Raw genomic sequence first — 22,864 nt, 5'->3', positions numbered from 1 at the left:
TCAGGGCGCGCAGTGGCAACCGGCGCTGGCCACGGTGCAGGGCGCCGCGCAGCCGCTCGGCGGCGACGCGGCCGTGCAGCCGGTACGCGACTGGAAGCGCTGGCTGCTGTGGGGCCTGCTGGTGCTGGGCGTGCTCATCGTCGGCGGGTTCGCGGCCAGCCTGCTGCGACAGGCTGGCCGCGCCAGGGAGTGACGACCAACGGTCGTCACCTACCTGTCGGTTTCCCGTTGCGACCGTTGGTCGTTACGCGCCGAGGGATCGTTACAATGGGCGTCTGCGCCGTGCGCGGCGCCCTTTCCTTTTCCGCCAAAGAGTTGCTGCCCCATGTCCATCGTTCGCATGACCGACCTCGACCTTTCCGGCAAGCGCGTGCTGATCCGCCAGGACCTGAACGTGCCGATCGAAAACGGCCGCATCACCTCCGAGCAGCGCATCACTGCATCGCTGCCGACGTTGAAGCTGGCGCTGGAAAAGGGCGCGGCGGTGATGGTCACCTCGCACCTGGGCCGACCCCAGGAAGGCGTCTGGAGCGAAGCCGAGTCGCTGGCCCCGGTGGCGCTGCGCCTGTCGCAGCTGCTGGGCGTGAACGTGCCGCTGGTGCGCGATTGGGTCGACGGCGTGGACGTGGCCCCGGGTTCGATCGTGCTGCTGGAAAACTGCCGCATGAACGTGGGCGAGGGCAAGGATGACGAAGCCCTGTCGCGCAAGTACGCCGCGCTGTGCGATGTGTTCGTGATGGATGCCTTCGGCACCGCGCACCGCGCCCAGGCCTCCACCCACGGCGTGATCCGCTTCGCCCCGGTCGCCGCCGGTGGCCCGCTGCTGATGGCCGAGCTGGACGCATTGGCCAAGGCACTGCTCGCCCCGGCCCAGCCGCTGCTGGCGATCGTGGCCGGCAGCAAGGTCAGCACCAAGCTGGAGTTGCTGGCCAACCTGGTCGGAAAGGTCGACCAGCTGATCGTGGGGGGCGGGATCGCAAACTCCTTCATCGCCGCCGCCGGCTATCCGGTGGGCAAGTCGCTGTACGAGCCGGACCTGCTGGAGACCGCGAAGAAGATCGTCGCCGATGCCAAGGCACGTGGCGCCGATATTCCGCTGCCGACGGACGTGGTGGTGGCCAAGCAGTTCCTCCCGGATGCCGAAGCCACCGTCAAGGCGGTGGCTGACGTGGCCGAAGACGACCTGATCCTGGATATCGGCCCGCAGACCGCCCAGCACTACGCCGGGTTGATCGCCAAGGCCGGCACCGTGGTCTGGAACGGCCCGGTCGGCGTGTTCGAATTCGAATCCTTCAGCCACGGCACCCAGGCGCTGGCCCAGGCCATCGCCAGCTCGCCGGCGTTCTCCATCGCCGGTGGCGGCGATACCCTGGCTGCGGTCGACAAGTACGACATCGCCGACCAGGTCAGCTACATCTCCACCGGCGGTGGCGCCTTCCTCGAGTTCCTCGAAGGCAAGACCCTGCCGGCAGTGGCCGCGCTCGAAGCCCGGGGCAACTGATGGCAATGGCATCGGGGGTGGCGCCGACTGGGCGCCACTTCGATGAACGCCGGGACACGCTGTTCTTCGACCTCGACGGCACCCTGATCGACTCTGCGGTGGGCATCACCCAATGCGTGGCGCATGCGCTCACGGAAATGGGGCGCCCAGTGCCGCCGCAGGAGGAACTGCGGCGCTGGATCGGCCCGTCGCTGCGCACCAGCTTCGCGCCGTTGTTCGACGATCCGGCCCAGGTGGAGCAGGCGGTGACGTATTACCGCGAACGCTTCGACGTGGTCGGCTGGCGTGAGCACGAGGTCTACCCGCGCATCGGCCAGGTCGTCCAGGCGCTGCACGCCCGCGGCCACCGGCTGGCGATCGTCACCGCCAAGAACGAGCCGCATGCGCGGCGCATCGTCGAGCACCTGCCGTTTGGCGCGTGCTTCGAGGATGTCATCGGCGCCACCCCGGACGGCAGCCGCAGCGAAAAGCCCCAGCTGGTGGCCGAAGCGCTGCGGCGGCTGATGCTGCCGGCGGCGCAGTGCTGGATGATCGGTGACCGGCGCATGGATATCGAAGGCGCGCGCCATCACGGCATGCGCAACATCGGCGTGCTGTGGGGCTTTGGCGGTGCCGAAGAACTGCAGGCGGCGGGCGCGGGGAACCTGGCCGCGACCCCCGATGCGCTGCTCTCGTTGATCGATTGAACGTCGCGGCGGCGCTCCGTACGCCGCCGCATGTCGTGACCCGGTCCGCTACTGTCCTGAGCGGTCCGGATGGACTGTCTGCAGGACATCGGCGAAACCCAGACGCGACAATGCTGTAAACGTATTCATGGGACGTGAAGGGTGTGCTAATTTCAACCCTTTCCCGGGAGCCCTTTAACCATGATTGAGCGTCAGCGCCGTACGAAGATCCTTGCCACCCTCGGACCGGCAACCGACCCGCCGGGCGTGCTGGAGGATCTGTTCCGCGCCGGCGTGAACGTGGTCCGCCTCAACTTCAGCCACGGTGACCCGTCCGGCCAGGCCAAGCGCGCCGCCGACGTGCGCGCCGCCGCGCAGCGCGTGGGCGTGGAAGTGGGCATCCTGGCCGACCTGCCGGGCCCGAAGATCCGCATCGAGCGTTTCACCGAAGGCAAGATCCACCTCAAGGCGGGCGACCGCTTCGACCTGGTCGCCTCGGCCAATGCGCCGGCCGGCGACACCACCCAGGTCGGCGTGAGCTACCTGGGCCTGCCGCAGGACGTGGTGGCCGGTGACGTGCTGCTGCTCGACGACGGCCTGATGCAGCTGCAGGTGGTCGAAGTGCAGGGCGAGCGCATCGTCAACACCGTGCTCAACGATGGCGTGCTGTCCGACCGCAAGGGCCTGAACAAGCAGGGCGGTGGCCTTTCGCTGGGCGCGCTGACCGAACGCGACAAGGAGCTGATCGGCATCGTGGCCAAGATCGGCGTGGATTTCATCGCCGTGTCCTTCTGCCGCAACGCGCAGGACATGAACGATGCCCGCGCCATCGCCGAATCGCACGGCTGCTACGCCGCGCTGGTCTCCAAGATCGAGCGCACCGAAGCCATCGAGAACCTCGAAGAAATCGTCGACGCCAGCGATGTGGTGATGGTGGCGCGCGGTGACCTGGGCGTGGAAATCGGCGATGCCGAACTGCCGGGCCTGCAGAAGAAGATCATCAAGGCCTCGCTGGCCCAGAACAAGGTGGTGATCACCGCCACCCAGATGCTGCAGTCGATGGTCGAAAGCCCGATCCCGACCCGCGCCGAAGTGCTGGACGTGGCCAACTCGGTCATCGACGGTACCGATGCGGTGATGCTGTCGGCCGAAACCGCCGCCGGCGCCTACCCGGTGAAGGCCGTGGAAGCCATGGCGCGCATCTGCCTGGGTGCCGAACGCCAGTTCCAGACCGAAACCGATTTCGGCGCCTCGCCGCGCAACCTGGAACGTGCCGACCAGGCCATCGCCATGGCCACCATGTTCCTGTCCCAGCACGTGGGCGTACGCGCGATCGTGGCGATGACCGAATCCGGTGGCACCGCCCGTTACCTGTCGCGCTTCCGCGCCTCGGCCCCGGTGTTCGCGGTGACCCGTCACGACGGTGCCCGCCGCCAGATGGCGCTGATGCGCGATGTGTTCCCGATCAACTTCGACAGCCGCGGCTTCACCCCGCGCGAAGCCGCACGCGGCAGCATCCGCCTGCTGGTGGAAGCCAACCAGCTGCAGGCCGGCGACCGCGTGGTGTTCACCAGCGGCGAGCACATGGAAACCCATGGCGCCACCAACACCCTGCGCCTGCTGGAAGTAGGTGAAGACGGCCGCGCCAGTGGCTTGGGCGACCTGTAAGGAACGCCGGACGCTGGGTCGCACGCCGACCCAGCGGTCCACCCGTTCACATTGAAAGCGCTTCCATCCCCCATGAACGGCCAGTTCACGGGAGGGGACCGCTATAATCGTGTTTTTCCCGCACCCGCCACAGGAAATACATGAGCATCGAACAGCTGGCCGAAACCGCCCAGGCCATGGTCGCCCCGGGCAAGGGCATCATCGCCATCGACGAATCCACCGGTACCATCGCCAAGCGCTTCGCCAGCGTGGGCATCGAGAACACCGAAGAGAACCGTCGTGCCTACCGCGAGCTGCTGCTGACCACGCCGAAGCTCAACGAGCATATTTCCGGCGCGATCCTGTACGACGAAACCATCCGCCAGTCCACCAAGGACGGCGTGCCGTTCGCCAAGTACATGGCCGACAACGGCATGATCCCGGGCATCAAGGTCGACAAGGGCGCCCATCCGCTGGCCGGTTGCCCGGGCGAGCTGGTCACCGAAGGCCTCGACGGCCTGCGTGAGCGCCTGCAGGAGTACTACAAGCTGGGTGCGCGTTTCGCCAAGTGGCGTGCGGTCATCAACATCGGCGAAAGCATTCCGTCGGGTACCTGCATCGAGTCCAACGCCCATGCGCTGGCCCGTTATGCCGCGCTGTGCCAGGAATGCGGCCTGGTGCCGATGGTCGAGCCGGAAGTGATCATGGACGGCGACCACGACATCGAAACCTGCTACGAAGTCACCGAAGCCACCCTGCGTTCGCTGTTCGACGCGCTGTACCAGCAGAACGTGCTGCTGGAAGGCACCATCCTGAAGGCCTCGATGGTCATCTCCGGCAAGGGCTGCGAAGAGCAGGCCGACGTCGAGGAAGTGGCTGAATCGACCGTCATGTGCCTCAAGAGCACCGTGCCGGCGATCCTGCCGGGCGTGGTGTTCCTGTCCGGCGGCCAGGGTGACGAGCAGTCCACCGCGCACCTCAACGCCATGAACCAGATGGGCAACCTGCCGTGGCCGCTGAGCTTCTCCTACGGCCGCGCCATGCAGCAGGCCGCGCTGAAGCTGTGGGCCAAGGACACCAAGGCCAACGTCGCCAAGGCACAGCAGACCGTGTACGACCGCGCCAAGGAAAACGGCCAGGCTGCACTGGGCAAGTGGAACGGCTGATCCTGCCGGCCGCATGAAATGAAAAAGACGCCGGCGCCATGCCGGCGTTTTTTTATCGGCACCCCAACGGCTCTACAAGGCGGCTTCATGCGAGCAGGATGGACCTGGCTGTTCCTGTTGTTCCCCGCCACCGCAGCCAATGCCGCGGCGCGGGACTTTGATGTACTGCATTACGACCTCGCCCTTGTGCCGGACATCGCGCGTAGGCAGGTGAGCGGCCAGCAGACCGTGCAGCTGCGCTCGGAACGTCCCGGGCTGTCCGAAATCCAGCTCGACAGCGGCGAGCTCAAGATCAACTCGGTCGGCATGAACGGGCGGCCGCTGCGCTTCCAACAGCAGCAGGCAACCGTCACCATCTTTTTTGACGCACCGCTCAAACGCCACGAACAGGCAGCACTGCAGATCACCTACAGCGGCACGCCGGCGTACGGCCTCGAATTCGCCCCCGGGCGCAGCGAGGTCTACACCATCTTCTCCACCAGCCAGTGGATGCCCTCGGTGGATGCACCCGATGAGCGCGCCACGCTGTCCCTGTCGGTGACGTTGCCCAACGATCTGCTTGCCACCGGCAGCGGTCGCACGCTGCCCGCACGTGCGCTCGCCGACGGCCGCATCGAACACCGCTGGCGGCTGGATACGCCGATGCCCGGCTACGTGTATGGGTTTGCCGCAGGCCGTTACCAGCAGTTCCGCGCACGGCACGGCGACACCGCGCTGCGCTTCCTGTCCGCCGAACGCTCGCCCGGGCAGCTGCAGGCGATCTTCGCGCGCACCGGTGACATGCTCGATTTCTTTGCCGCGCGTGCAGGCCTGCCTTATCGCGGCGACTACGAACAGGCGCTGGTGGCCGACACCATCGGCCAGGAAATGGCCGGGCTGTCGCTGATGTCGGAGGCGTACGGGCAGGAAGTGCTGGACGACCCGGACCACGTCGCCCTGATCGCCCACGAAGCCGCCCACCAGTGGTGGGGCAACCGGGTGACGTGCATCGGCTGGGAGCACTTCTGGCTCAACGAAGGTTTCGCCAATTTCATGACCGCCGCCTACCTGCAGCAGGCGCAGGGCGAAGCGGCGTACCAGGCGCAGGTGCAGCGCTGGCGCACGCGGGTGGAGGCGCTGCGTGCCAAGGGCGCCGACCACGCGCTGGTGTATGGGAGCTGGAAGGCGCCTACCGGTGATGACCGCGCCGTGGTGTACCAGAAGGGGGCTTACGTACTGCACCTGCTGCGTGAGGCGTTGGGTGAAGATGCGTTCTGGCGTGGCATCCGCGAGTACAGCCGCGCGCATGATGGAAAGAGCGTGGAGACCGCGGATTTCCAGCAGGCGATGGAACACGCAGCAGGGCGTTCACTGCAGCCGTTCTTCAACGAATGGGTATATGCGCCAACGCCCGTCCGGCCTACGGTGCTGCAGCTGGAAGCTCCATCCCAGCAGCCAGCGGCGGCAACGGCCCCGCCACCTCCACCGGTTGCCCCAGCGCCGCAAGCGCCTGCTGGTACACCTTGAAGGTCGCGGCGTTATAGGCCACCAGGATGATCCGCTGCGGTTCGCGGTGCGAACGCTGCCACGTCAATGTCTCGGTGGCCGCGATATGCGCGGCCTGGTGCAGCGGGTAGCCGAACACGCCGCAACTGATCGCCGGGAACGCGATCGACGTCAGGCCCAGTTTCTCGGCCAGCTGCAGCGATTTCCAGTAGCAGTTGGCCAGCAGCGCCGGCTCATCGCGCAGGCCGTCCTGCCACACCGGGCCCACCGTGTGCAGCACGTGCTTTGCCGGCAGGTTGTAGCCGGCCGTGGCGCGTACTTCACCGGTCGGGCAGCGCATGCCCGGGCGGATCTCCGGCAACGCCGCACACTCGGCCAGCAGCTGCGGGCCGGCCGCGCGATGGATCGCCCCATCCACGCCACCCCCGCCAAGCAGGGACTCGTTGGCCGCATTGACGATCGCATCCACCGCCAGGGTCGTGATGTCGCCCTGCCACACTTCGATCTTCATGCGTGCCGCTCCTTCTATACCGGGTCCATACAACGGGATGACTGCCGCCACACACGCTAGCGGCCAGGGCATCTAGGCTGCGTCATCGTCGTCTCAGGCAGTGCGACCCGGCGGGCACCGCCCAACACCGCTACCTTGCGGCGGGCTGGCTTCACGGCAGATGAAGGTCGCGTTGGAAACGAAAACGCCCACCGCAGCGGTGGGCGTCACGTTCAGCCAAGGCAGCCGGTTCAGGGGGTGCCGGCCAGCCACTCGTCGTCGGAGCCTTCGTTGATGTCGGCAAACAGCGGCGTGGAGAAGTAGCGCTCGCCGGTATCGGGCAGCATCGCCAGCAGCACGCTGCCGGGCTCAGCCTTGGCCGCCACATCCAGCGCGCTGGCCACCGTGGCACCGGCCGAGATGCCGACGAAGATGCCTTCCTCGGCCGCCAGCCGGCGCGACGTTTCAATCGCGCGGGCGTCGTCGATGCTCAGCAGTTCGTCGTAGACCTCGCGGTTGAGCACGTCCGGCACGAAGTCCGGGGTCCAGCCCTGGATCTTGTGCGGCTTCCACTCCGCGCCGCCCAGCAGCGCCGCGCCTTCCGGTTCAGTGGCGATGATGCGCGTTTCCGGGCGGGCCACCTTGAGCACCTCGCCCACCCCGGTGAGGGTGCCGCCGGTGCCCCAGCCGGTCACGAAGTAATCCAGCCGCGTGCCGGCGAAGTCGCGCAGGATCTCGGCCGCCGTGGTGTTGCGGTGGTAGGCCGGGTTGGCCGGGTTGGTGAACTGGCTGGCCAGGAACCAGCCGTGTTCCTCGGCCAGCTCGCGGGCGCGCTTGACCATGCCCGAGCCGCGTTCGGCGGCCGGGGTCAGGATCACCTTGGCGCCGTAGGCGCGCATCAGCTTGCGGCGCTCGATCGAGAAGGTCTCCACCATCGTGGCCACGAACTTGTAGCCGCGCGCGGCGGCCACCATGGCCAGCGCCACGCCGGTGTTGCCGGAGGTGGCCTCCACGATGGTGTCGCCAGGCTTGAGCACCCCGCGGGCTTCGGCGTCCAGGATGATCGCAAGCGCCAGGCGGTCTTTCACCGACCCGCCGGGATTGAACGACTCCACCTTCGCGTACAGGGTGACGTGGTCGGGGGCAATGCGGTTCAGGCGCACCACCGGGGTATTGCCGATGGTGTCCAGGATCGAGTTGTACAGGGCCATGGGAAAGCTCCACGGATAGAGGGATGACGGGTTCCGCCAGACCGTAGCGCCGGCATATGAGCGCGCGAAATGACCTGATTACCTTCATAAACAACATTTGGTTATAAGCTGGTGACGGCAACTGCCTTACAGTCGGCTTGACCCCTTCCTTCCTGCTGCGCGCACGCCCATGACGCTGACCCAACTCCGTTACCTGGTCGCCATCGCCGACGCCGAGCTCAACATCACGCTGGCGGCCTCCCGGGTGCATGCCACCCAGCCCGGGCTGTCCAAGCAGCTCAAGCAGCTGGAAGATGAACTGGGCTTCCTGCTGTTCGTGCGCAAGGGTCGCAGCCTGGAAGCGGTGACCCCCGCCGGCGTGGAAGTGATCGGCCGCGCCCGCGCAGTGCTGTCCGAAGCGAACAACATCCGCACCTACGCCGCCAACCAGCGCCGCGAGAGCCAGGGCCAGTTGATCCTGACCACTACCCACACCCAAGCAAGGTTCGTGCTGCCGCCGGCGGTGGCGCGCATCAAGCAGGCCTACCCGCAGGTCAGCGTGCACCTGCAGCAGGCCGCCGAAAGCGACGCGCTGGATCTGCTCAGCCAGGGCGATGCGGATATCGCCATCATCAGCACCGCCGGCGCCGAACCCACCGCCGGCATCGCCATTCCGCTGTACCGCTGGCGCCGGCTGGTGCTGGTACCGCGCGGCCATCCGCTCGACCGCCCCGGTGCCGCCCCGGACCTGCTGGCGCTGTCGACCCAGCCGCTGATCAGCTACGAATCCTCCACCCGCGGCAGCTCCTCGCTGCAGCGCGCCTTCGCTGCCTCCGGGCTGACCCCGGACATCGCGCTGACCGCGCTGGATGCGGACCTGATCAAGACCTACGTGCGCACCGGCCTGGGCGTGGGCCTGCTGGCCGAAATGGCGGTCAATGCCGGCGATGAAGACCTGCGCTCGTGGCCGGCGCCGGCGCCGATCGACGAATGCATCGCCTGGGCGGTGCTGCCGCGCGACCGCGTGCTGCGCGACTACGCGCTGGAACTGGTTCACGTGCTGGCCCCGCAGATCGACACCCGCGACCTGCGCCGGGTCATCGACGGCAACCAAGAGGCCGATTGGCCGTTGCCGCCGACGTGGGAATCGCTGACCCAGACCATTACGGTCTGACGCCGCCCGACCAACGGTCGGGCGCTACCGGTCCGGCGTCCGGTAGGTGACGACCGTTGGTCGTCACGCGTTCCCTCGCTCCGGAGTCCGGTAGGTGACGACCGTTGGTCGTCACGCCGTCCCTCGGTCCGGGGTCCGGTAGGTGACGACCGTTGGTCGTCACGCCGTCCCTGCGACGCTTGGTCGCAGATGCCCATTCAGCGGCGTGCGCACGGAAACCCGCCGTTACAATCGCACCGTGAACCGCCGTCGCCGCCCGTTTGCCGTCCTGCTGCAGCTCGCCTTCGTGGCGACGCTGCTGATGGCGTTGGCGCCACTGGTCAGCCGCTGGCAGCAGGCGCAGGGCCCGTCGGTGATGCTGATGCCCGGTGGCATGGCGCACGTGATGCCCAGCGGCGCAGTCGACGTTGCCCCCACGCCGGATTCCGGCATGTCGCATCACGACATGCACGCGATGGCGGCAAGCGACAGCGCGACGCATGCCACGGCGATGCACCACATGTCCATGCACGACATGTCAGGGCATGCCGCCGCAGTGGCCGACACTGAACCCGCTGCCCCCATCGACCCGCATGCCGGCCATGGCGAGGCCTGCGAATACTGCATGATGGCCTCGCGCCTGATGCCGTGGCTGGCAGTGCTGATCGTCCTGCTGCCGGCGCTGCCAGTCATCGCCCCACCGGTGCTGCGCACCGTCGCCGCGCCGCGCAGTCTGCGCTGGCCTGCCCATGCCGCGCGGGGTCCCCCGCTTCACGCCTGAAACCGCCCTTTCATTTTCCTGCTGCGCGACGCCGTGATGGCGCCGCGCGCCTGTGCGTTTTCCGGAGTTCCAGCATGAAGCTTTCCTCCCGCAGCGCGGGCGCACTGACGCGCCTGTCTGTTTCCCTGTCGCTTGCCCTGGCCGCGCTGCCGCTGCAGGCCGCCGAGCGCGACGACGCGCGCACGCTCGACACCCTGGTGGTCACCGCCAGTGCGCCCTCGTCGCCGCTGCACTGGGTCACCGACCCGCGACTGCCGCGCCAGCCGGTGCCGGCCAGCGACGGTGCCGATTACCTCAAGACCGTGCCCGGCTTCGCCGCCATCCGCAACGGCGGCACCAATGGCGACCCGGTGCTGCGCGGCATGTTCGGTTCGCGCCTGAACATCGTCAGCAACGAAGGCAACCTGATCGGTGCCTGCCCCTCGCGCATGGACAACCCGCTGTCCTACATCGCCCCGGAAACCTTCGACCGGCTGACCATCATCAAAGGCCCGCAGAGCGTGCGCTGGGGTGCCGGCGCTTCAGCGGGCACGGTGCGGTTCGAACGCGATACCCCGCGTTTCGACGCCCCGGGCATCGACCTGGACGCCAGCGCGCTGGTCGGCTCGCGCAACCGCAACGACCAGGTGCTGGACCTCACCGCCGGTGCCTCGCAGGGCTACGTGCGCGTCAATGGCAACCGCTCCGAAGCCGATGACTACAAGGACGGCAATGGCGAGGTGGTGCCGTCCAAGTGGCGCAAGTGGAACAGCGATGTCGCCGTGGGCTGGACCCCGGATGCCGACACCATGCTGGAGCTCTCCGCCGGCACCGGCGATGCCATCGCGCGCTACGCCGGGCGTGGCATGGATGGCGCCGCGTTCAAGCGCACCAGCTACGCCGCGCGCTTCGAACGCGACAACCTGCCCGGCGCGTGGGACAAACTGCAGGCCAACGTCTACTACAACGACGCCGACCACGTCATGGACAACTACACCCTGCGCGAGCCGAACCCGGCCAGCAGCATGCCGATGCCCATGGCCTCGAATGTTGATCGCCGCACCACCGGCGGGCGCATCGCCTCCGAATGGCGCTGGCAGGACATCGCCATCGTCGCCGGCGTGGATGCGCTCGACAGCCGCCACCGCAGCCGCAACGGCATGGGCCGCAACACCTACCGGCTCACGCCATGGTCGACCGACGCACGCCAGAAGAACCAGGGCGTGTTCACCGAGATCACCCTGGGCGAAGGCACCGCGCAACGTTGGGTCAGCGGGCTGCGCATCGATCGCGCGGAAGTCACCGACGAGCGCGCCACCACCGGCATGATGGCGATGCCGAACCCCACCGCAGGCCAGCGCCGCCGCGAAGACCTGGGCAGTGGTTTCCTGCGTTTCGAGCGGGACATCAGCAGCGCGCTGACCACCTACGCCGGTATCGGCCACAGCGAACGCATGCCCGATTACTGGGAGTTGTTCTCGCCTGACATGGGGCCGGCCGGCAGCATCAACGCTTTCAGCGCGGTGCAGCCGGAGAAAACCACCCAGCTCGACATCGGCCTGCAGTACCGGGATGAGCGGGTCAACGCATGGGTCTCGGCGTATGCCGGGCGCCTCCAGGACTACATCCTGTTCACCTACCGCGACGGCGGCATGATGGGCAGCACCACCCAGGCCACCAACATCAATGCGCGGATTGCCGGTGCCGAAGCGGGCGCCGAGTTCGCGCTCGGGCAGGGCTGGAAACTCGGCGGCACGCTCGCCTACGCATGGGGCGAAAACCGCACCGATGGCGGCGCACTGCCGCAGATGCCGCCGCTGGAAGCACGCCTGAGCGCAGGCTGGGAAGGCGCGCGCTGGAGTGCAGGTGCACTCGCCCGCGCAGTGACCCGCCAGCACCGCGTGGCGCCGGGGCAGGGCAACGTGGTCGCGCGTGACCTGGGCCCAAGCGCAGGCTTCGCCACGCTCGCGCTCAACGCCGGCTACCGGATCAGCGACGCCCTGCAGCTCAGCGCGGGCGTGGACAACCTGTTCGACCGCGCCTACAGCGAGCACCTCAACCTCGCCGGCAGCGCCGATTTCGGCTTCCCCGCCGATCCGGTGCGCATCAACGAACCCGGCCGCACGGTCTGGATGAAGGTGAACTACCGGTACTGAGGTGAAGAGCAATGGCGTTGGTCTGCGCTACTGGCCGCGCACGACCATGCTTCGAGGAGGCCGGCGGGTAGCCCCCTACGGGACTGTCAAAAACATGGATGTTTTTGCCAAGCCCCCACGGATGGGTTTACGGCGTGTCCCGTAGGGGGCTGCCCGTCGGACTCCGGCTCGTGACATTGCGGACGCCGGCTTTTCGCCGTTGACTTTGCCAACGGCGCACGACGCAATCCGACATGCGTTGACACATGCCGTTACATGCTCCGCAGGCCCCAGCACGAAAGGGGTTGCGCGTGTCACCGGGTGATGTGAAGGTGCCGGTAAACGCTTGGCACATATGCCTGACGCGGGCGGTGGCTACACTTGCCGGTCGTGGAACATCAAGGGCTGTACTTCATGTCGGGACGCATCACCGCACGCATCATTGCCGGCCTCGGCCTGGCCATCCTGGCCGGGTGTGGCAGCAAGGACCAAGCCGCCCGCCGGCAGGCCGAAGTCGTGCCGGTGACCACCCAGGTCGTGCAGACCTCCGCCTGGAGCGACACCCTGCAGGCACTCGGCACCGCCAAGGCCCGCGAGTCGGTGACCATCACCGCCAAAGTCAGCGAAATCATCGACACCGTGCACTTCGACAGCGGCCAGCAGGTCTCCGCCGGCACCCCCCTGGTGACCCTGCGCGGCCAGGCCCAGGAAGCCGCCCTGCTGCAGGCCCAGGCCACCTTTGCCGAAGCCGACCAGCTGTACAAGCGCCAGCGTGAACTGGCGGCCCAGCAGCTCGTCGCCAGTGCCACCCTCGACACCCAGCGCGCCATCCGCGACGCCGCCGAAGCCCGCGTGCGCGAAATGCAGTCCGACATCGGCGACCGCCGCGTGCGTGCCCCGTTTGCCGGCGTGCTCGGCATCCGCCAGGTCAGCGAAGGGTCGCTCGTCACCCCCACCACCGTCATCGCCACCCTCGACGACATCGAACGCATGCACGTCGATTTCCAGGTGCCCGAAGCCGAACTGGCCTCGCTGGCCAAGGGCGACAAGGTCAGCGCCACCAGCGTGGCCTACCCGGGCCGCACCTTCGAAGGCGACGTGGCCACCATCGATACCCGCGTCGATCCCGGTACCCGCGCCGTCACCGTGCGCGCCGACTTCATCAACGCCGACCACGCCCTGCGCCCGGGCATGCTGCTCGACGTGCGCATGTTCCGTCCCGAACGCCAGGCGTTGGTCATTCCCGAAATCGCCGTGGTCCAGGTCGGCCGCGATTCGTTCGTGTTCCGCGTCAAACCCGACCACGTGGTCGAGCGCGTCGACGTGGTCAGCGGCGCGCGCCGCTCCGGCGTCGTTGAAATCCGTGAAGGGCTCAAGGCAGGCGACCGCATCGTCGTCGACGGCACCGGCAAGCTGCGTCCCGGCCTGAAGGTCAACGACACCGCCGCACCGGCCGCAGCGCCGGCCCCTGCGCCCGCCACCCCGGCCGCCACCCCGGCCGCGGAGAAGGCCACCGATCCGGCCCCGGCCGGCACTACCCGCGCCCCGACCGGCGCGACCGCCGCTGCAGCGCCCGTGGGCAGCGCCGGATGAAACTCTCCAACATCTCCATCCAGCGGCCGGTGTTTGCCGTGGTGATGAGCCTGCTGCTGGTCGTGCTGGGCATCATGTCGTTCACCCGCCTGACCCTGCGCGAGCTGCCCGCGATCGACCCGCCGATCGTCTCGGTCTCCGTCGATTACACCGGCGCCTCGGCGGCCGTCATTGAAAGCCGCATCACCCAGGTGCTGGAAGACGCCCTGGCCGGCATCGAAGGCATCGACACCATCAACGCGCGCAGCTCCAACGGCCGCGCCCAGGTCAGCATCGAATTCACCTCCAACCGCGATATCGAAGCGGCCGCCAACGACGTGCGCGACGCCGTCAGCCGCGTCGCCGACCGCATGCCCGAAGAGGCGCGCCCGCCGGAAATCGCCAAGGTCGAGAGCGACGCCGACCCGATCATCTGGTTCAACATGACCTCTTCCAGCATGAACACGCTGGAGCTGAGCGACTACGCCGACCGCTACGTGGTCGACCGCTTCTCCAGCCTCGATGGCGTGGCCCAGGTCCGCATCGGCGGGCGCCAGCGCTATGCCATGCGCATCTGGCTCGACCGCGACCAGCTCGCCGCGCGCGGCCTGACCGTGGGCGACGTGGAAACCGCGTTGCGCAACGAGAACGTCGAGCTGCCGGCCGGCCGCATCGAATCGGCCGACCGCGATTTCACCCTGCGCGTGGAGCGCAACTACGTAAAGCCGGAAGACTTCGCCACCATCCCGCTCGGCAAGGGCGCTGATGGCTACGTGGTGCGCATGGGCGACGTCGCAAAGATCGAACTGGCCTCGTCCGAACGCCGCGCCTACTACCGCAGCAACGGCGAGCCCGGCATCGGCCTGGGCATCGTCAAGACCTCCACCGCCAACTCGCTGGACGTGGCCCGCACCGCGCGCGCCGAAGCCGAACGGGTCGGCCAGACCCTGCCCGAAGGCACCCACATCTTCGTGGCCTTCGACAACACCACCTTCATCGAAGCGGCGGTGGACCGCGTCTACGCCACGCTGGTGGAAGCCATGCTGCTGGTGCTGGTGGTGATCTGGCTGTTCCTCGGCAGCTTCCGCGCTGCGTTGATTCCCGCCGTGACCGTGCCGGTGTGCCTGGTGGCCGCCTTCATCGCCCTGTATGCGTTCGGCTTCTCGATCAACCTGCTCACCCTGCTCGCACTGGTGCTGTGTATCGGCCTGGTGGTGGACGATGCCATCGTCGTGGTCGAAAACGTGCAGCGCCGCATCGACCTGGGCGAGCCGCCGCTGGTGGCGTCCAAGCGTGGTACCGCGCAGGTGGCCTTCGCGGTCATCGCCACCACGGCCGTGCTGGTTGCCGTGTTCCTGCCGGTCGGTTTCCTCGAAGGCAACACCGGCCGCCTGTTCCGCGAACTGGCCGTGGCCCTGGCCGCCGCCGTGGCGCTGTCGGCGTTCGTGTCGCTGACCCTGACCCCGATGATGGCCTCCAAGCTGCTCAAGCCGCACACCGGACAGCCGCCCAAGGGCCTGCACGGTTTCATCAACCGAAACCTCGACCGCGTCTCGGCATCCTACGGACGCGTGCTGGATGCCCACGTCGGCAAGATCTGGATCTACGTCGTGGTGATGCTGCTGTCGCTCGCAGCCAGCGCGCTGCTGTTGAAGGTGCTGCCGTCCGAATTGGCCCCGGCCGAAGACCGCGGTTCCTTCCAGATCATGATCGACGGCCCCGAGGGCGCCGGCTACGACTACACCGTGGGCCAGGTGCAGGAAGTGGAAAAGGTCGTGGCCGGGTACGTCGGCGCGGACAAGCCCATCGTGCGCGCCAACCCGCGCGTGCCCGGCGGCTTCGGGGCCAGCGAGGAAATGCACACCGGCCGCATCAGCGTGTTCCTGCAGCCATGGCGCGAACGTTCCACCGCCACCCCCGACGTGGCCGCCGAACTGCAGAAGGACCTCGACGGCATCCGTGGCGTGCGCGTGCGCACCCAGGTCGGCGGCGGCCTGGTCCGCAGCCAGGGCCAGCCGTTCCAGATCGTGCTTGGCGGCCCCGAATACGCTGAAATCGCGCAGTGGCGCGACCGCATGCTCGAACGCATGGCCGACAACCCCGGCCTGGTTGGGCCGGACTCGGACTACAAGGAAACCCGCCCGCAGATGCGGGTGAACATCGACCGCCAGCGTGCGGCCGACCTGGGCGTCTCGGTCACCGCCATTGGTTCGGCGCTGGAGACCATGATGGGCTCGCGCCGCGTCACCACCTTCGTCGACAACGGCGAAGAGTACGACGTGCTGGTCCAGGCCGGCCGCGAAGGCCGCGCCTCGCCCGACGACCTGGCCGCTATCCGCGTGCGCGCCACCAATGGCGAACTGGTGCCGCTGTCCAACCTGGTCACGCTCAGCGAAGTGGCCGAAGCGGGCAACCTCAACCGCTTCAACCGCCTGCGCGCGATCACCATCACCGCCGGGCTGGCCCCGGGCTACCCGCTCGGCGAGGCCATCGCCTGGGCCCAGCAGACCGCACGCGAAGAACTGCCGCAGCACGCGCAGATCGACTGGAAGGGCGAATCGCGCGAATACCAGAACGCCGGCAGCGCGGTGCTGCTCACTTTCGCCATGGCGCTGCTGGTGGTGTACCTGGTGCTGGCCGCGCAGTTCGAAAGCTTCATCCACCCGCTGGTGATCATGCTCACCGTGCCACTGGGCGTGCTCGGCGCCCTGCTGGGCCTGTACGTGAGCGGGGGCACCATCAACCTGTTCAGCCAGATCGGCATCGTGATGCTGGTCGGCCTTGCCGCGAAGAACGGGATCCTGATCGTCGAATTCGCCAACCAGCTGCGCGACGAAGGGCGCGACGTGCACCGGGCCATCGTCGAATCGGCCATGGTGCGCCTGCGTCCGATCCTGATGACCTCCATCGCCACCGTGGTCGGTGCCATCCCGCTGGTGGTCGCCGGCGGCCCGGGTTCGGCAAGCCGCGGAACGATCGGCATCGTAGTGATCTTCGGTGTCACCGTCTCTACCTTCCTGTCGTTGTTCGTGGTCCCGGCGTTCTATTCGCTGCTGGCCCCGTACACGCGCTCGCCCGAAGCCGTGGCCCGCGAGCTGGAACAGCAGGAAGCCGACACCCCGTCGGTCGGTGGCCATGCCTGACCGGCCGCTGCGGCTGGAAGGCCCCGGATTCGTGCTGCGCCCCTGGCGCAGCGACGATCTGGAGGCGCTGCTGCGGCATGCCAACGACGAGGCGGTCTCGCGCGGGCTGCGCGACCGCTTCCCGTTCCCGTACACCCGGGAAGACGGCGAGGCCTTCCTCGGCGGCCGGATCCTGGCCCCGGAGACGCTCAACCTGGCCATCGAGATCGACGGCGCCGCCTGCGGCAGCATCGGCGCCCAACCGGGCGTGGCCGAACGTGGGCACACCGCTGAGCTGGGCTACTGGCTGGGTCGCGCATACTGGGGGCAGGGCTGGATGACCCGCGTGGTAGGCCTGTTCGCCCCCTGGGTGATGGACGAGCTGCGCCTGTTCAGGCTGCAGGCCGAAGTGCTGGATTTCAACGAAGGATCGGCCCGCGTGCTGCTCGGCAACGGGTTCCAGGAAGAAGGAACGGCCCGCTGCGCCGTGTTCAAGCGCGGCCAGCTGCACGACCTGCGGCGGTTTGCCAGGGTCCGCACCCCGTAAATCGGCCCTATCGGGCTGGCGCTCGATGATGGAGAATCGACCGGTCCCTTCCAGCCGACGGGACGTCCTTCATTTTCCGCCGACTGGAGAGAGCGCGTGGAAGCAGTAGTTGAATTCATCAATGGCATCATCTGGAGCAAGGCACTGATCTTCCTGTGCCTGGCGGCTGGCCTGTTCTTCAGCGTGCGCACCCGCTTCATGCAGCTGCGTGGCTTCTTCGAAATGTGCCGGCTCACCGTGCAGGGCGAAAAGTCCGACGCCGGCGTGTCCTCGTTCCAGGCCCTGGCCATGTCCATGGCCGGCCGCATGGGCATCGGCAACATCGCCGGCGTGGCCACCGCCATCGCCTTCGGCGGCCCCGGTGCGATCTTCTGGATGTGGGTGATGGGCTTCCTTGGGGCGTCCACCTCGTATGTCGAGTGCACCCTGGCGCAGATCTACAAGACCAAGGATGCCGACGGCCGCTACCGGGGTGGCCCGGCGTACTACATCGAAAAGGCCATGGGCCTGAAGTGGTACGCAATGGCCTTCGCCATGGCCACGATCGTTGCTGCCGGTTTCCTGATGCCGGGCGTGCAGGCCAATGCGATCGCCGACAGCATCATCAACTCCTGCCGTGGCGGCGCCCTGTGCGGACCGCTGGATGGCCAGTTCATGGGCATGGAATCGGTGCAGGCGCTCAAGCTCGGCATTGGCATCGTCGTGGCCCTGCTGCTGGGCGTGGTGATCTTCGGCGGCGTCAAGCGCATCGCCAACTTCGCCGAAGTGGTGGTGCCGTTCATGGCCGCCGGCTTCATCCTGATGGCCATCGTCATCATGATCCTCAACTACGAGCGCGTGCCGGACATGTTCCGTACCGTGTTCAGCAGCGCCTTCGGCGCCCACGCCGCGTTCGGCGCGATGATGGGCCTGGCGGTGGAGTGGGGTGTCAAGCGCGGCATCTACGCCAACGAAGCCGGCCAGGGTACCGGCCCGCACGCGGCCGCGGCCTCGGAGGTCTCGCACCCGGCCAAGCAGGGCTACGTGCAGGCCTTCGCCATCTACTTCGACACCATGATGGTGTGCACCGCCACCGCCTTCCTGATCCTGGCGGCCGGCACCTACAACGTGTACTCGCCCACGCCGGGCGCCGAACCGGTGTTCGCCGGCCTGGCCGGTGTGGCCGAAGGCGCGGGCTACGCACAGGCTGCGGTGGAAACCGTGCTGCCGGGCTGGGGCTCGGGCTTCGTGGCCATCGCGATCTTCTTCTTCGCCTTCACCACGATCATGGCCTATTACTACATGGCCGAAACCAACCTCAGCTACCTCAACCACAACCGCAAGCGCCCGCTCACCGTGCTGGCGCTGCGCCTGGGCATCATCGGCATGGTGGTGTTCGGCGCCTTCCACAACGCCAAGATGGCGTGGGCGCTGGGCGACATCGGCGTGGGCCTGATGGCGTGGTTGAACATCGTCGCGATCCTGATCGTGCAGAAGCCGGCCCTGATCGCCCTGCGCGATTACGAGCGCCAGAAGAAGCTCGGCCTGGATCCGACCTTCGACCCCGATGCCCTGGGCATCAAGAACGCCGATTTCTGGCGTCACCGCAAGCTGGAGCAGTCCCGTAGTGAATGATCCCTGGAAAAATGCCCGCCGCCCCTCCTCGCGACCGCCGCGGGCCACCCCGCTGCCGCCGCGCGAAGGCGGCACCCCGCCACCACCGGGGCGCGGCAACGACGAGCTGCGCCTGTACGGCTGGAATGCCGTGCAGGCGCTGTTCGAGCGCCGCCCGCAGGCGCTGCGCAAGCTGTACCTGGCCGAGGCGCTGATCCCGCGGCTGCAGCCGCTGTTGAAGTGGTGCGTGGCCAACCGTGTCGGCTATCGCGTGGTGGAAGAGGGTGACCTCAACAAGCTCGCCGCCACCACCCACCACGAAGGCGTGGTGGCCGACGTGCTGCGCGCCCCGATGCTGGAACTGGGCGAGTGGCTGGCCGGCCTGCCGGCCGACAAGCCGGCGCTGGCGCTGTGGCTGGATGGCGTGGGCAACCCGCACAACTTCGGCGCCATCCTGCGTTCGGCGGCGCACTTCGGCGTGGCCGGTCTGCTGCTGCCGCCCGATTCCACGCTGGCGTTGTCCGGTGCGGCGGCGCGTGTGGCTGAAGGCGGCGCCGAAGCGGTGCCGCTGGTGCGCCTGCCGGCACTGCCGCAGGCAATGGACGCACTGCGTGCCGGCGGCTTCGGCCTGGCCGCCACGCTGGTGGAAGGTGGCGCGGACCTGTTCAAGGCCACCTTGCCGGCGCGGCTGGTGTATGTGATGGGCGCCGAAGGCGAGGGCATGGACCGTGCGTTGGCACAGACCTGCGACCTGCAGGTATCCATTCCCGGCAGTGGTGCGGTGGAAAGCCTCAACGTGGCATCGGCTACCGCCGTGTTGCTGTCGCATTGGTATGCACAGCGGTAAATTCGGGTAACGCTTGCGCGCTGCCCTGCGTGATGTGATCGACTTCTCCAAAGGAGTCGTGCCTACGGTGGATTCGGATTTTTCGCATGGTGCGCCGCGTTCTTGCTGCGTCACAGTGCAACGCGGCGCCGTACTGTGTAGGTGAGGAGAGACACCCACCCAGTGCGGCGCCGTTGTCCGGATCACGGTCTGTTCCGTGGCGCTCACCGCGTGGGGTGTGACGAATCCCGGTAGCCCGGCCGCTTGGCCGGGCTTTTTTTATGCGTTTTCGCGGTGCGCACGGGCGGAGTGCGACATTCCGGGCCTGCGCAAGGGGGCTTGCAACGTGTGCGCGCAGTGACGTTCCGGGCCGCGCGCGATGGAAATCCGGAAGCGCGTTTCCTGCTGCGCATCCGCTGAAAAACGCCGTTGGCGTGATAGGCATTTTCGTGCGTGCGCCCGCGCACAGAACGCAAGATTCGCGTGATTTACCGATTTTTCCGAGATGACTTCCTGTGCAGATTGCCGGTGCGGCGGATTGGCCTGCCGCATCACTCTGTCACCAAGGAGGCATTCCATGACATTCGATGCGCTGCGTTCCCTGCGCCCGATTTCCTTCGCCCTGATCGCCGGCCTGCTGCCCGCTGCCGCACAGGCTGCCGAGCACTCGCTGGACGGCGTCAATTTCATGGGGCCGCTGATCACCCCCAATCCGGCCGGGATGCCCAAAGGCAATCTCTTCATCGAGCCGTACCTGGTCCGCATCGAAAGCGACCGCTACTTCGATGGCGACGGCCGCCGGCATGACAGCGACGGCCGCAGCGCCGCCTGGCTGACCGTGGTGCCGATCGCCTACGGCCTGGGCCAGCGCGTGACCGCGCAGGTCAACCTCAGCGCCTCGCGCGCCGAGACCGGCAGCGAACGCAGCCGCGGCTTCCGCGCCGGCGATACCACCGCCATGGTGCAGTACCTGCTGCAGGCGCCGAACGAAGACGGCACCCGCCCGGCCATTTCGGTATCGCTGAGCCAACGCTACGCCACCGGCAGCTATGACCGCATCGATGGCAACCCGCTCAATGCCCAGGGCGACGGGGTGCAGCGCACCACCTTCGGGCTGGGCATGCAGCAGGTGGTGTGGCTGCCCAACGGTCGCCCGCTGCGCTGGCGCGGCCAGCTGAGCGCCAGCCCGGCACCGGCGCGCGTGGCGATCAACGACCACAGCGTGTACGGCACGCCGGATGGCTTCCGCGGCAACATCGCGCCGGGTTCGCTGATCGGCCTTTCCGCGGCCGGTGAGTACAGCTTCGACTCGAAGTGGGTGGGCGTATTCGAATTCGCCATCAGCCGGCAGAGCGACCGTCACCTGAGCGGCTACGCGCCCGCTGCCGACGGCACCATGCTGCGCATCGATGAACGTCGCCCCGGCAGCCGCAACGTCACCCTCGCACCGGCAGTGCAGTACCACTTCAGTCCCAGCGTCGGGCTGATTGCCGGCGTGGAGTTCACGGTCGCGGGCCGCAATACCGGCAGCTACATCAACCCGCAGGTCGCCCTGGGCATGTTCTTCTGATGGGCCTCGATGAGATCGTCGCCCGCCTGCTGGGCATCGTCTGGAGCCCGGCGCTGGTCGGGCTGTGCCTGCTGGTGGGCCTGTACTTCAGCGTGCGCACCCGCTTCATCCAGCTGCGCGGGCTCCCGGAGATGCTCAAGCTGATGTTCCAGGGGCGCAGTTCGGCGGCGGGCGTGTCCTCGTTCCAGGCATTGAGCCTGTCGCTGTCCAGCCGCGTCGGCGTGGGCAACATCGCCGGCGTGGCGATGGCCATTGCCTACGGCGGGCCGGGTGCGATTTTCTGGATGTGGATCGTCGCCTTCCTCGGTGCCTCCAGCGCCTTCGTCGAATCCACCCTGGCGCAGATCTACAAGCAGCGCGACAGCAACGGCATGTACCGGGGTGGTCCGGCGTACTACATCGAAAAGGGCCTGGGCAAACGCTGGTACGCGGTGCTGTTCGCGCTCAGCACGGTGATCGGCTGCGGGCTGCTGCTGCCCGGTACGCAGTCCAACGCGATGGTCAGCGCGTTGGACGAGGCATGGGGCGCCCCGGGCTGGGTTACCGCTGCCGGCATCGGCACGGTGGTCGCGATGGTGATCTTCGGCGGCGTGCGGCGCATCGCACAGGTGGCCCAGGTCATCGTGCCGTTCATGGCGCTGGGCTATCTGGTGGTGGCGGCCGTGGTGATGGCCCTGAACCTGGATGCGGTGCCGGAGATGTTCAGCATCATCCTGCGCAGTGCATTCGGCCAGGACGCCGCGTTCGGCGCCATGATCGGTACGGCCATCCAGTGGGGCGTGCGCCGTGGCGTGATGTCCAACGAAGCCGGCATGGGCAGCGGTGCGCATCCCGCCGCCGCAGCGGAAGTCTCGCACCCGGTGAAGCAGGGGCTGGTACAGGCCTGTTCGGTGTACATCGACACCATGGTGGTGTGCAGCGCCACCGCCTTCCTGATCCTGTCGGCCGGCACCTACAACGTGCATGATCCGGCCGCCCCGGCGCAGTGGATCGTGGCCAACGTACCGGGGCTGGAAGCGGGGCCGCGGTTCGTGCAGCAGGCGGTGGAATCGGCGTTGCCGGGCTTCGGGCGTTCGTTCATCGCCTTGGCGATCCTGCCGTTCGCCTTCACCACCATCCTGGCGCTGTACTACACGGCCGAAACCAACGTGGTGTACCTGTTGCGCAACCGCACCTCGCCGTGGGTGATGGCGTTGTTCCGGCTCGGCTTCCTGGGCGCCATGCTGTATTCGGCGTTGAACAGCGCCACCGTGGCGTGGTCGCTGGGCGATATCGGCGTGGGCCTGATGACCTGGCTCAACATCATCGCGCTGCTGCTGCTGCAGAAACCGGCCCTGGCCGCACTGCGCGATTACGAAGCCTCACGCGGTGCCGGAAAGGACCCGGTGTACCGCCCCGACAACATCACGCTGCCGGCCAGCACGGTGTGGTTGCGGTAACCC

General features: G+C 67.6%; 18 protein-coding genes. 16 read left to right on the top strand and 2 right to left on the bottom strand.

Features of this window, described 5'->3' with window-relative positions:
- From ACQG3P_RS10810 to ACQG3P_RS10785, 6 genes are all read left to right on the top strand, one after another.
- On the top strand, positions 1–193 hold a 193-nt coding region (locus tag ACQG3P_RS10810; RefSeq protein ID WP_426805033.1), incomplete at its 5' end, for a DUF3999 family protein.
- 132 nt (positions 194–325) lie between these two features.
- The gene (locus tag ACQG3P_RS10805; protein ID WP_426805032.1) at positions 326–1,501 is read left to right on the top strand and encodes a phosphoglycerate kinase; all 1,176 of its coding nucleotides are present in this window, start codon (positions 326–328) and stop codon (positions 1,499–1,501) included.
- 5 nt (positions 1,502–1,506) lie between these two features.
- Positions 1,507–2,187, top strand: a complete 681-nt coding sequence (locus ACQG3P_RS10800) for an HAD hydrolase-like protein (RefSeq protein WP_426805045.1) — start codon at positions 1,507–1,509, stop codon at positions 2,185–2,187.
- Positions 2,188–2,367: 180 nt separating this feature from the next.
- On the top strand, positions 2,368–3,834 hold the full coding sequence (gene pyk / locus ACQG3P_RS10795) for a pyruvate kinase (RefSeq protein ID WP_068853848.1): 1,467 nt from the start codon (positions 2,368–2,370) through the stop codon (positions 3,832–3,834).
- Between the two features lie 140 nt (positions 3,835–3,974).
- A complete protein-coding gene (locus ACQG3P_RS10790) occupies positions 3,975–4,979 on the top strand; it encodes a class I fructose-bisphosphate aldolase (RefSeq protein ID WP_093533681.1) in 1,005 nt (334 codons plus the stop codon).
- 87 nt (positions 4,980–5,066) lie between these two features.
- Complete coding sequence (locus ACQG3P_RS10785) at positions 5,067–6,485, top strand: M1 family metallopeptidase (RefSeq protein WP_426805031.1); 1,419 nt, start codon at positions 5,067–5,069, stop codon at positions 6,483–6,485.
- Here ACQG3P_RS10785 and ACQG3P_RS10780 read toward each other — a convergent pair.
- The gene (locus ACQG3P_RS10780) at positions 6,379–6,975 is read right to left on the bottom strand and encodes an O-acetyl-ADP-ribose deacetylase (RefSeq protein WP_068853846.1); all 597 of its coding nucleotides are present in this window, start codon (positions 6,973–6,975) and stop codon (positions 6,379–6,381) included. The genes ACQG3P_RS10785 and ACQG3P_RS10780 overlap by 107 nt on opposite strands.
- A 230-nt stretch (positions 6,976–7,205) precedes the next feature.
- Positions 7,206–8,165: a cysteine synthase A gene (cysK, locus tag ACQG3P_RS10775; protein ID WP_426805030.1), complete on the bottom strand. Its 960-nt coding sequence runs from the start codon at positions 8,163–8,165 to the stop codon at positions 7,206–7,208.
- 169 nt (positions 8,166–8,334) lie between these two features.
- On the opposite strand from cysK, the gene ACQG3P_RS10770 reads away from it, so the two are divergent.
- From ACQG3P_RS10770 to ACQG3P_RS10725, 10 genes are all read left to right on the top strand, one after another.
- Positions 8,335–9,318, top strand: coding sequence for a LysR family transcriptional regulator (locus tag ACQG3P_RS10770; protein WP_426805029.1), 984 nt, complete (start codon positions 8,335–8,337; stop codon positions 9,316–9,318).
- Between the two features lie 238 nt (positions 9,319–9,556).
- Positions 9,557–10,078 (top strand): DUF2946 family protein, encoded by a 522-nt coding sequence (locus ACQG3P_RS10765; RefSeq protein ID WP_426805028.1) that lies wholly within the window; start codon positions 9,557–9,559, stop codon positions 10,076–10,078.
- Positions 10,079–10,152: 74 nt separating this feature from the next.
- Positions 10,153–12,213 carry a TonB-dependent copper receptor gene (locus ACQG3P_RS10760; RefSeq protein WP_426805027.1) on the top strand — a complete coding sequence of 687 codons (2,061 nt, stop codon included), beginning with the start codon at positions 10,153–10,155 and terminating at the stop codon, positions 12,211–12,213.
- A gap of 393 nt (positions 12,214–12,606) precedes the next feature.
- Positions 12,607–13,785, top strand: coding sequence for an efflux RND transporter periplasmic adaptor subunit (locus ACQG3P_RS10755; protein ID WP_426805026.1), 1,179 nt, complete (start codon positions 12,607–12,609; stop codon positions 13,783–13,785).
- A complete protein-coding gene (locus tag ACQG3P_RS10750) occupies positions 13,782–16,907 on the top strand; it encodes an efflux RND transporter permease subunit (RefSeq protein ID WP_426805025.1) in 3,126 nt (1,041 codons plus the stop codon). Before ACQG3P_RS10755 ends, ACQG3P_RS10750 begins: the two co-directional genes overlap by 4 nt.
- Positions 16,900–17,433, top strand: coding sequence for a GNAT family protein (locus tag ACQG3P_RS10745; protein WP_320457616.1), 534 nt, complete (start codon positions 16,900–16,902; stop codon positions 17,431–17,433). The genes ACQG3P_RS10750 and ACQG3P_RS10745 overlap by 8 nt, the downstream gene beginning before the upstream one ends.
- 96 nt (positions 17,434–17,529) lie before the next feature.
- Entirely contained in the window at positions 17,530–19,047 is a 1,518-nt protein-coding gene (locus tag ACQG3P_RS10740; protein ID WP_210130952.1) for an amino acid carrier protein, read from the top strand.
- A complete protein-coding gene (locus ACQG3P_RS10735; protein ID WP_426805024.1) occupies positions 19,040–19,873 on the top strand; it encodes a TrmH family RNA methyltransferase in 834 nt (277 codons plus the stop codon). The genes ACQG3P_RS10740 and ACQG3P_RS10735 overlap by 8 nt, the downstream gene beginning before the upstream one ends.
- A 556-nt stretch (positions 19,874–20,429) precedes the next feature.
- Entirely contained in the window at positions 20,430–21,422 is a 993-nt protein-coding gene (locus tag ACQG3P_RS10730; RefSeq protein WP_426805023.1) for a hypothetical protein, read from the top strand.
- A complete protein-coding gene (locus ACQG3P_RS10725) occupies positions 21,422–22,861 on the top strand; it encodes an alanine/glycine:cation symporter family protein (protein ID WP_307106382.1) in 1,440 nt (479 codons plus the stop codon). The genes ACQG3P_RS10730 and ACQG3P_RS10725 overlap by 1 nt, the downstream gene beginning before the upstream one ends.
- Positions 22,862–22,864 lie beyond the last annotated feature (3 nt).

This window comes from Stenotrophomonas sp. SrG (assembly GCF_050031795.1).
GTDB lineage: Bacteria > Pseudomonadota > Gammaproteobacteria > Xanthomonadales > Xanthomonadaceae > Stenotrophomonas > Stenotrophomonas rhizophila_A.
This window is presented reverse-complemented; position numbering and strand designations above follow the sequence as displayed.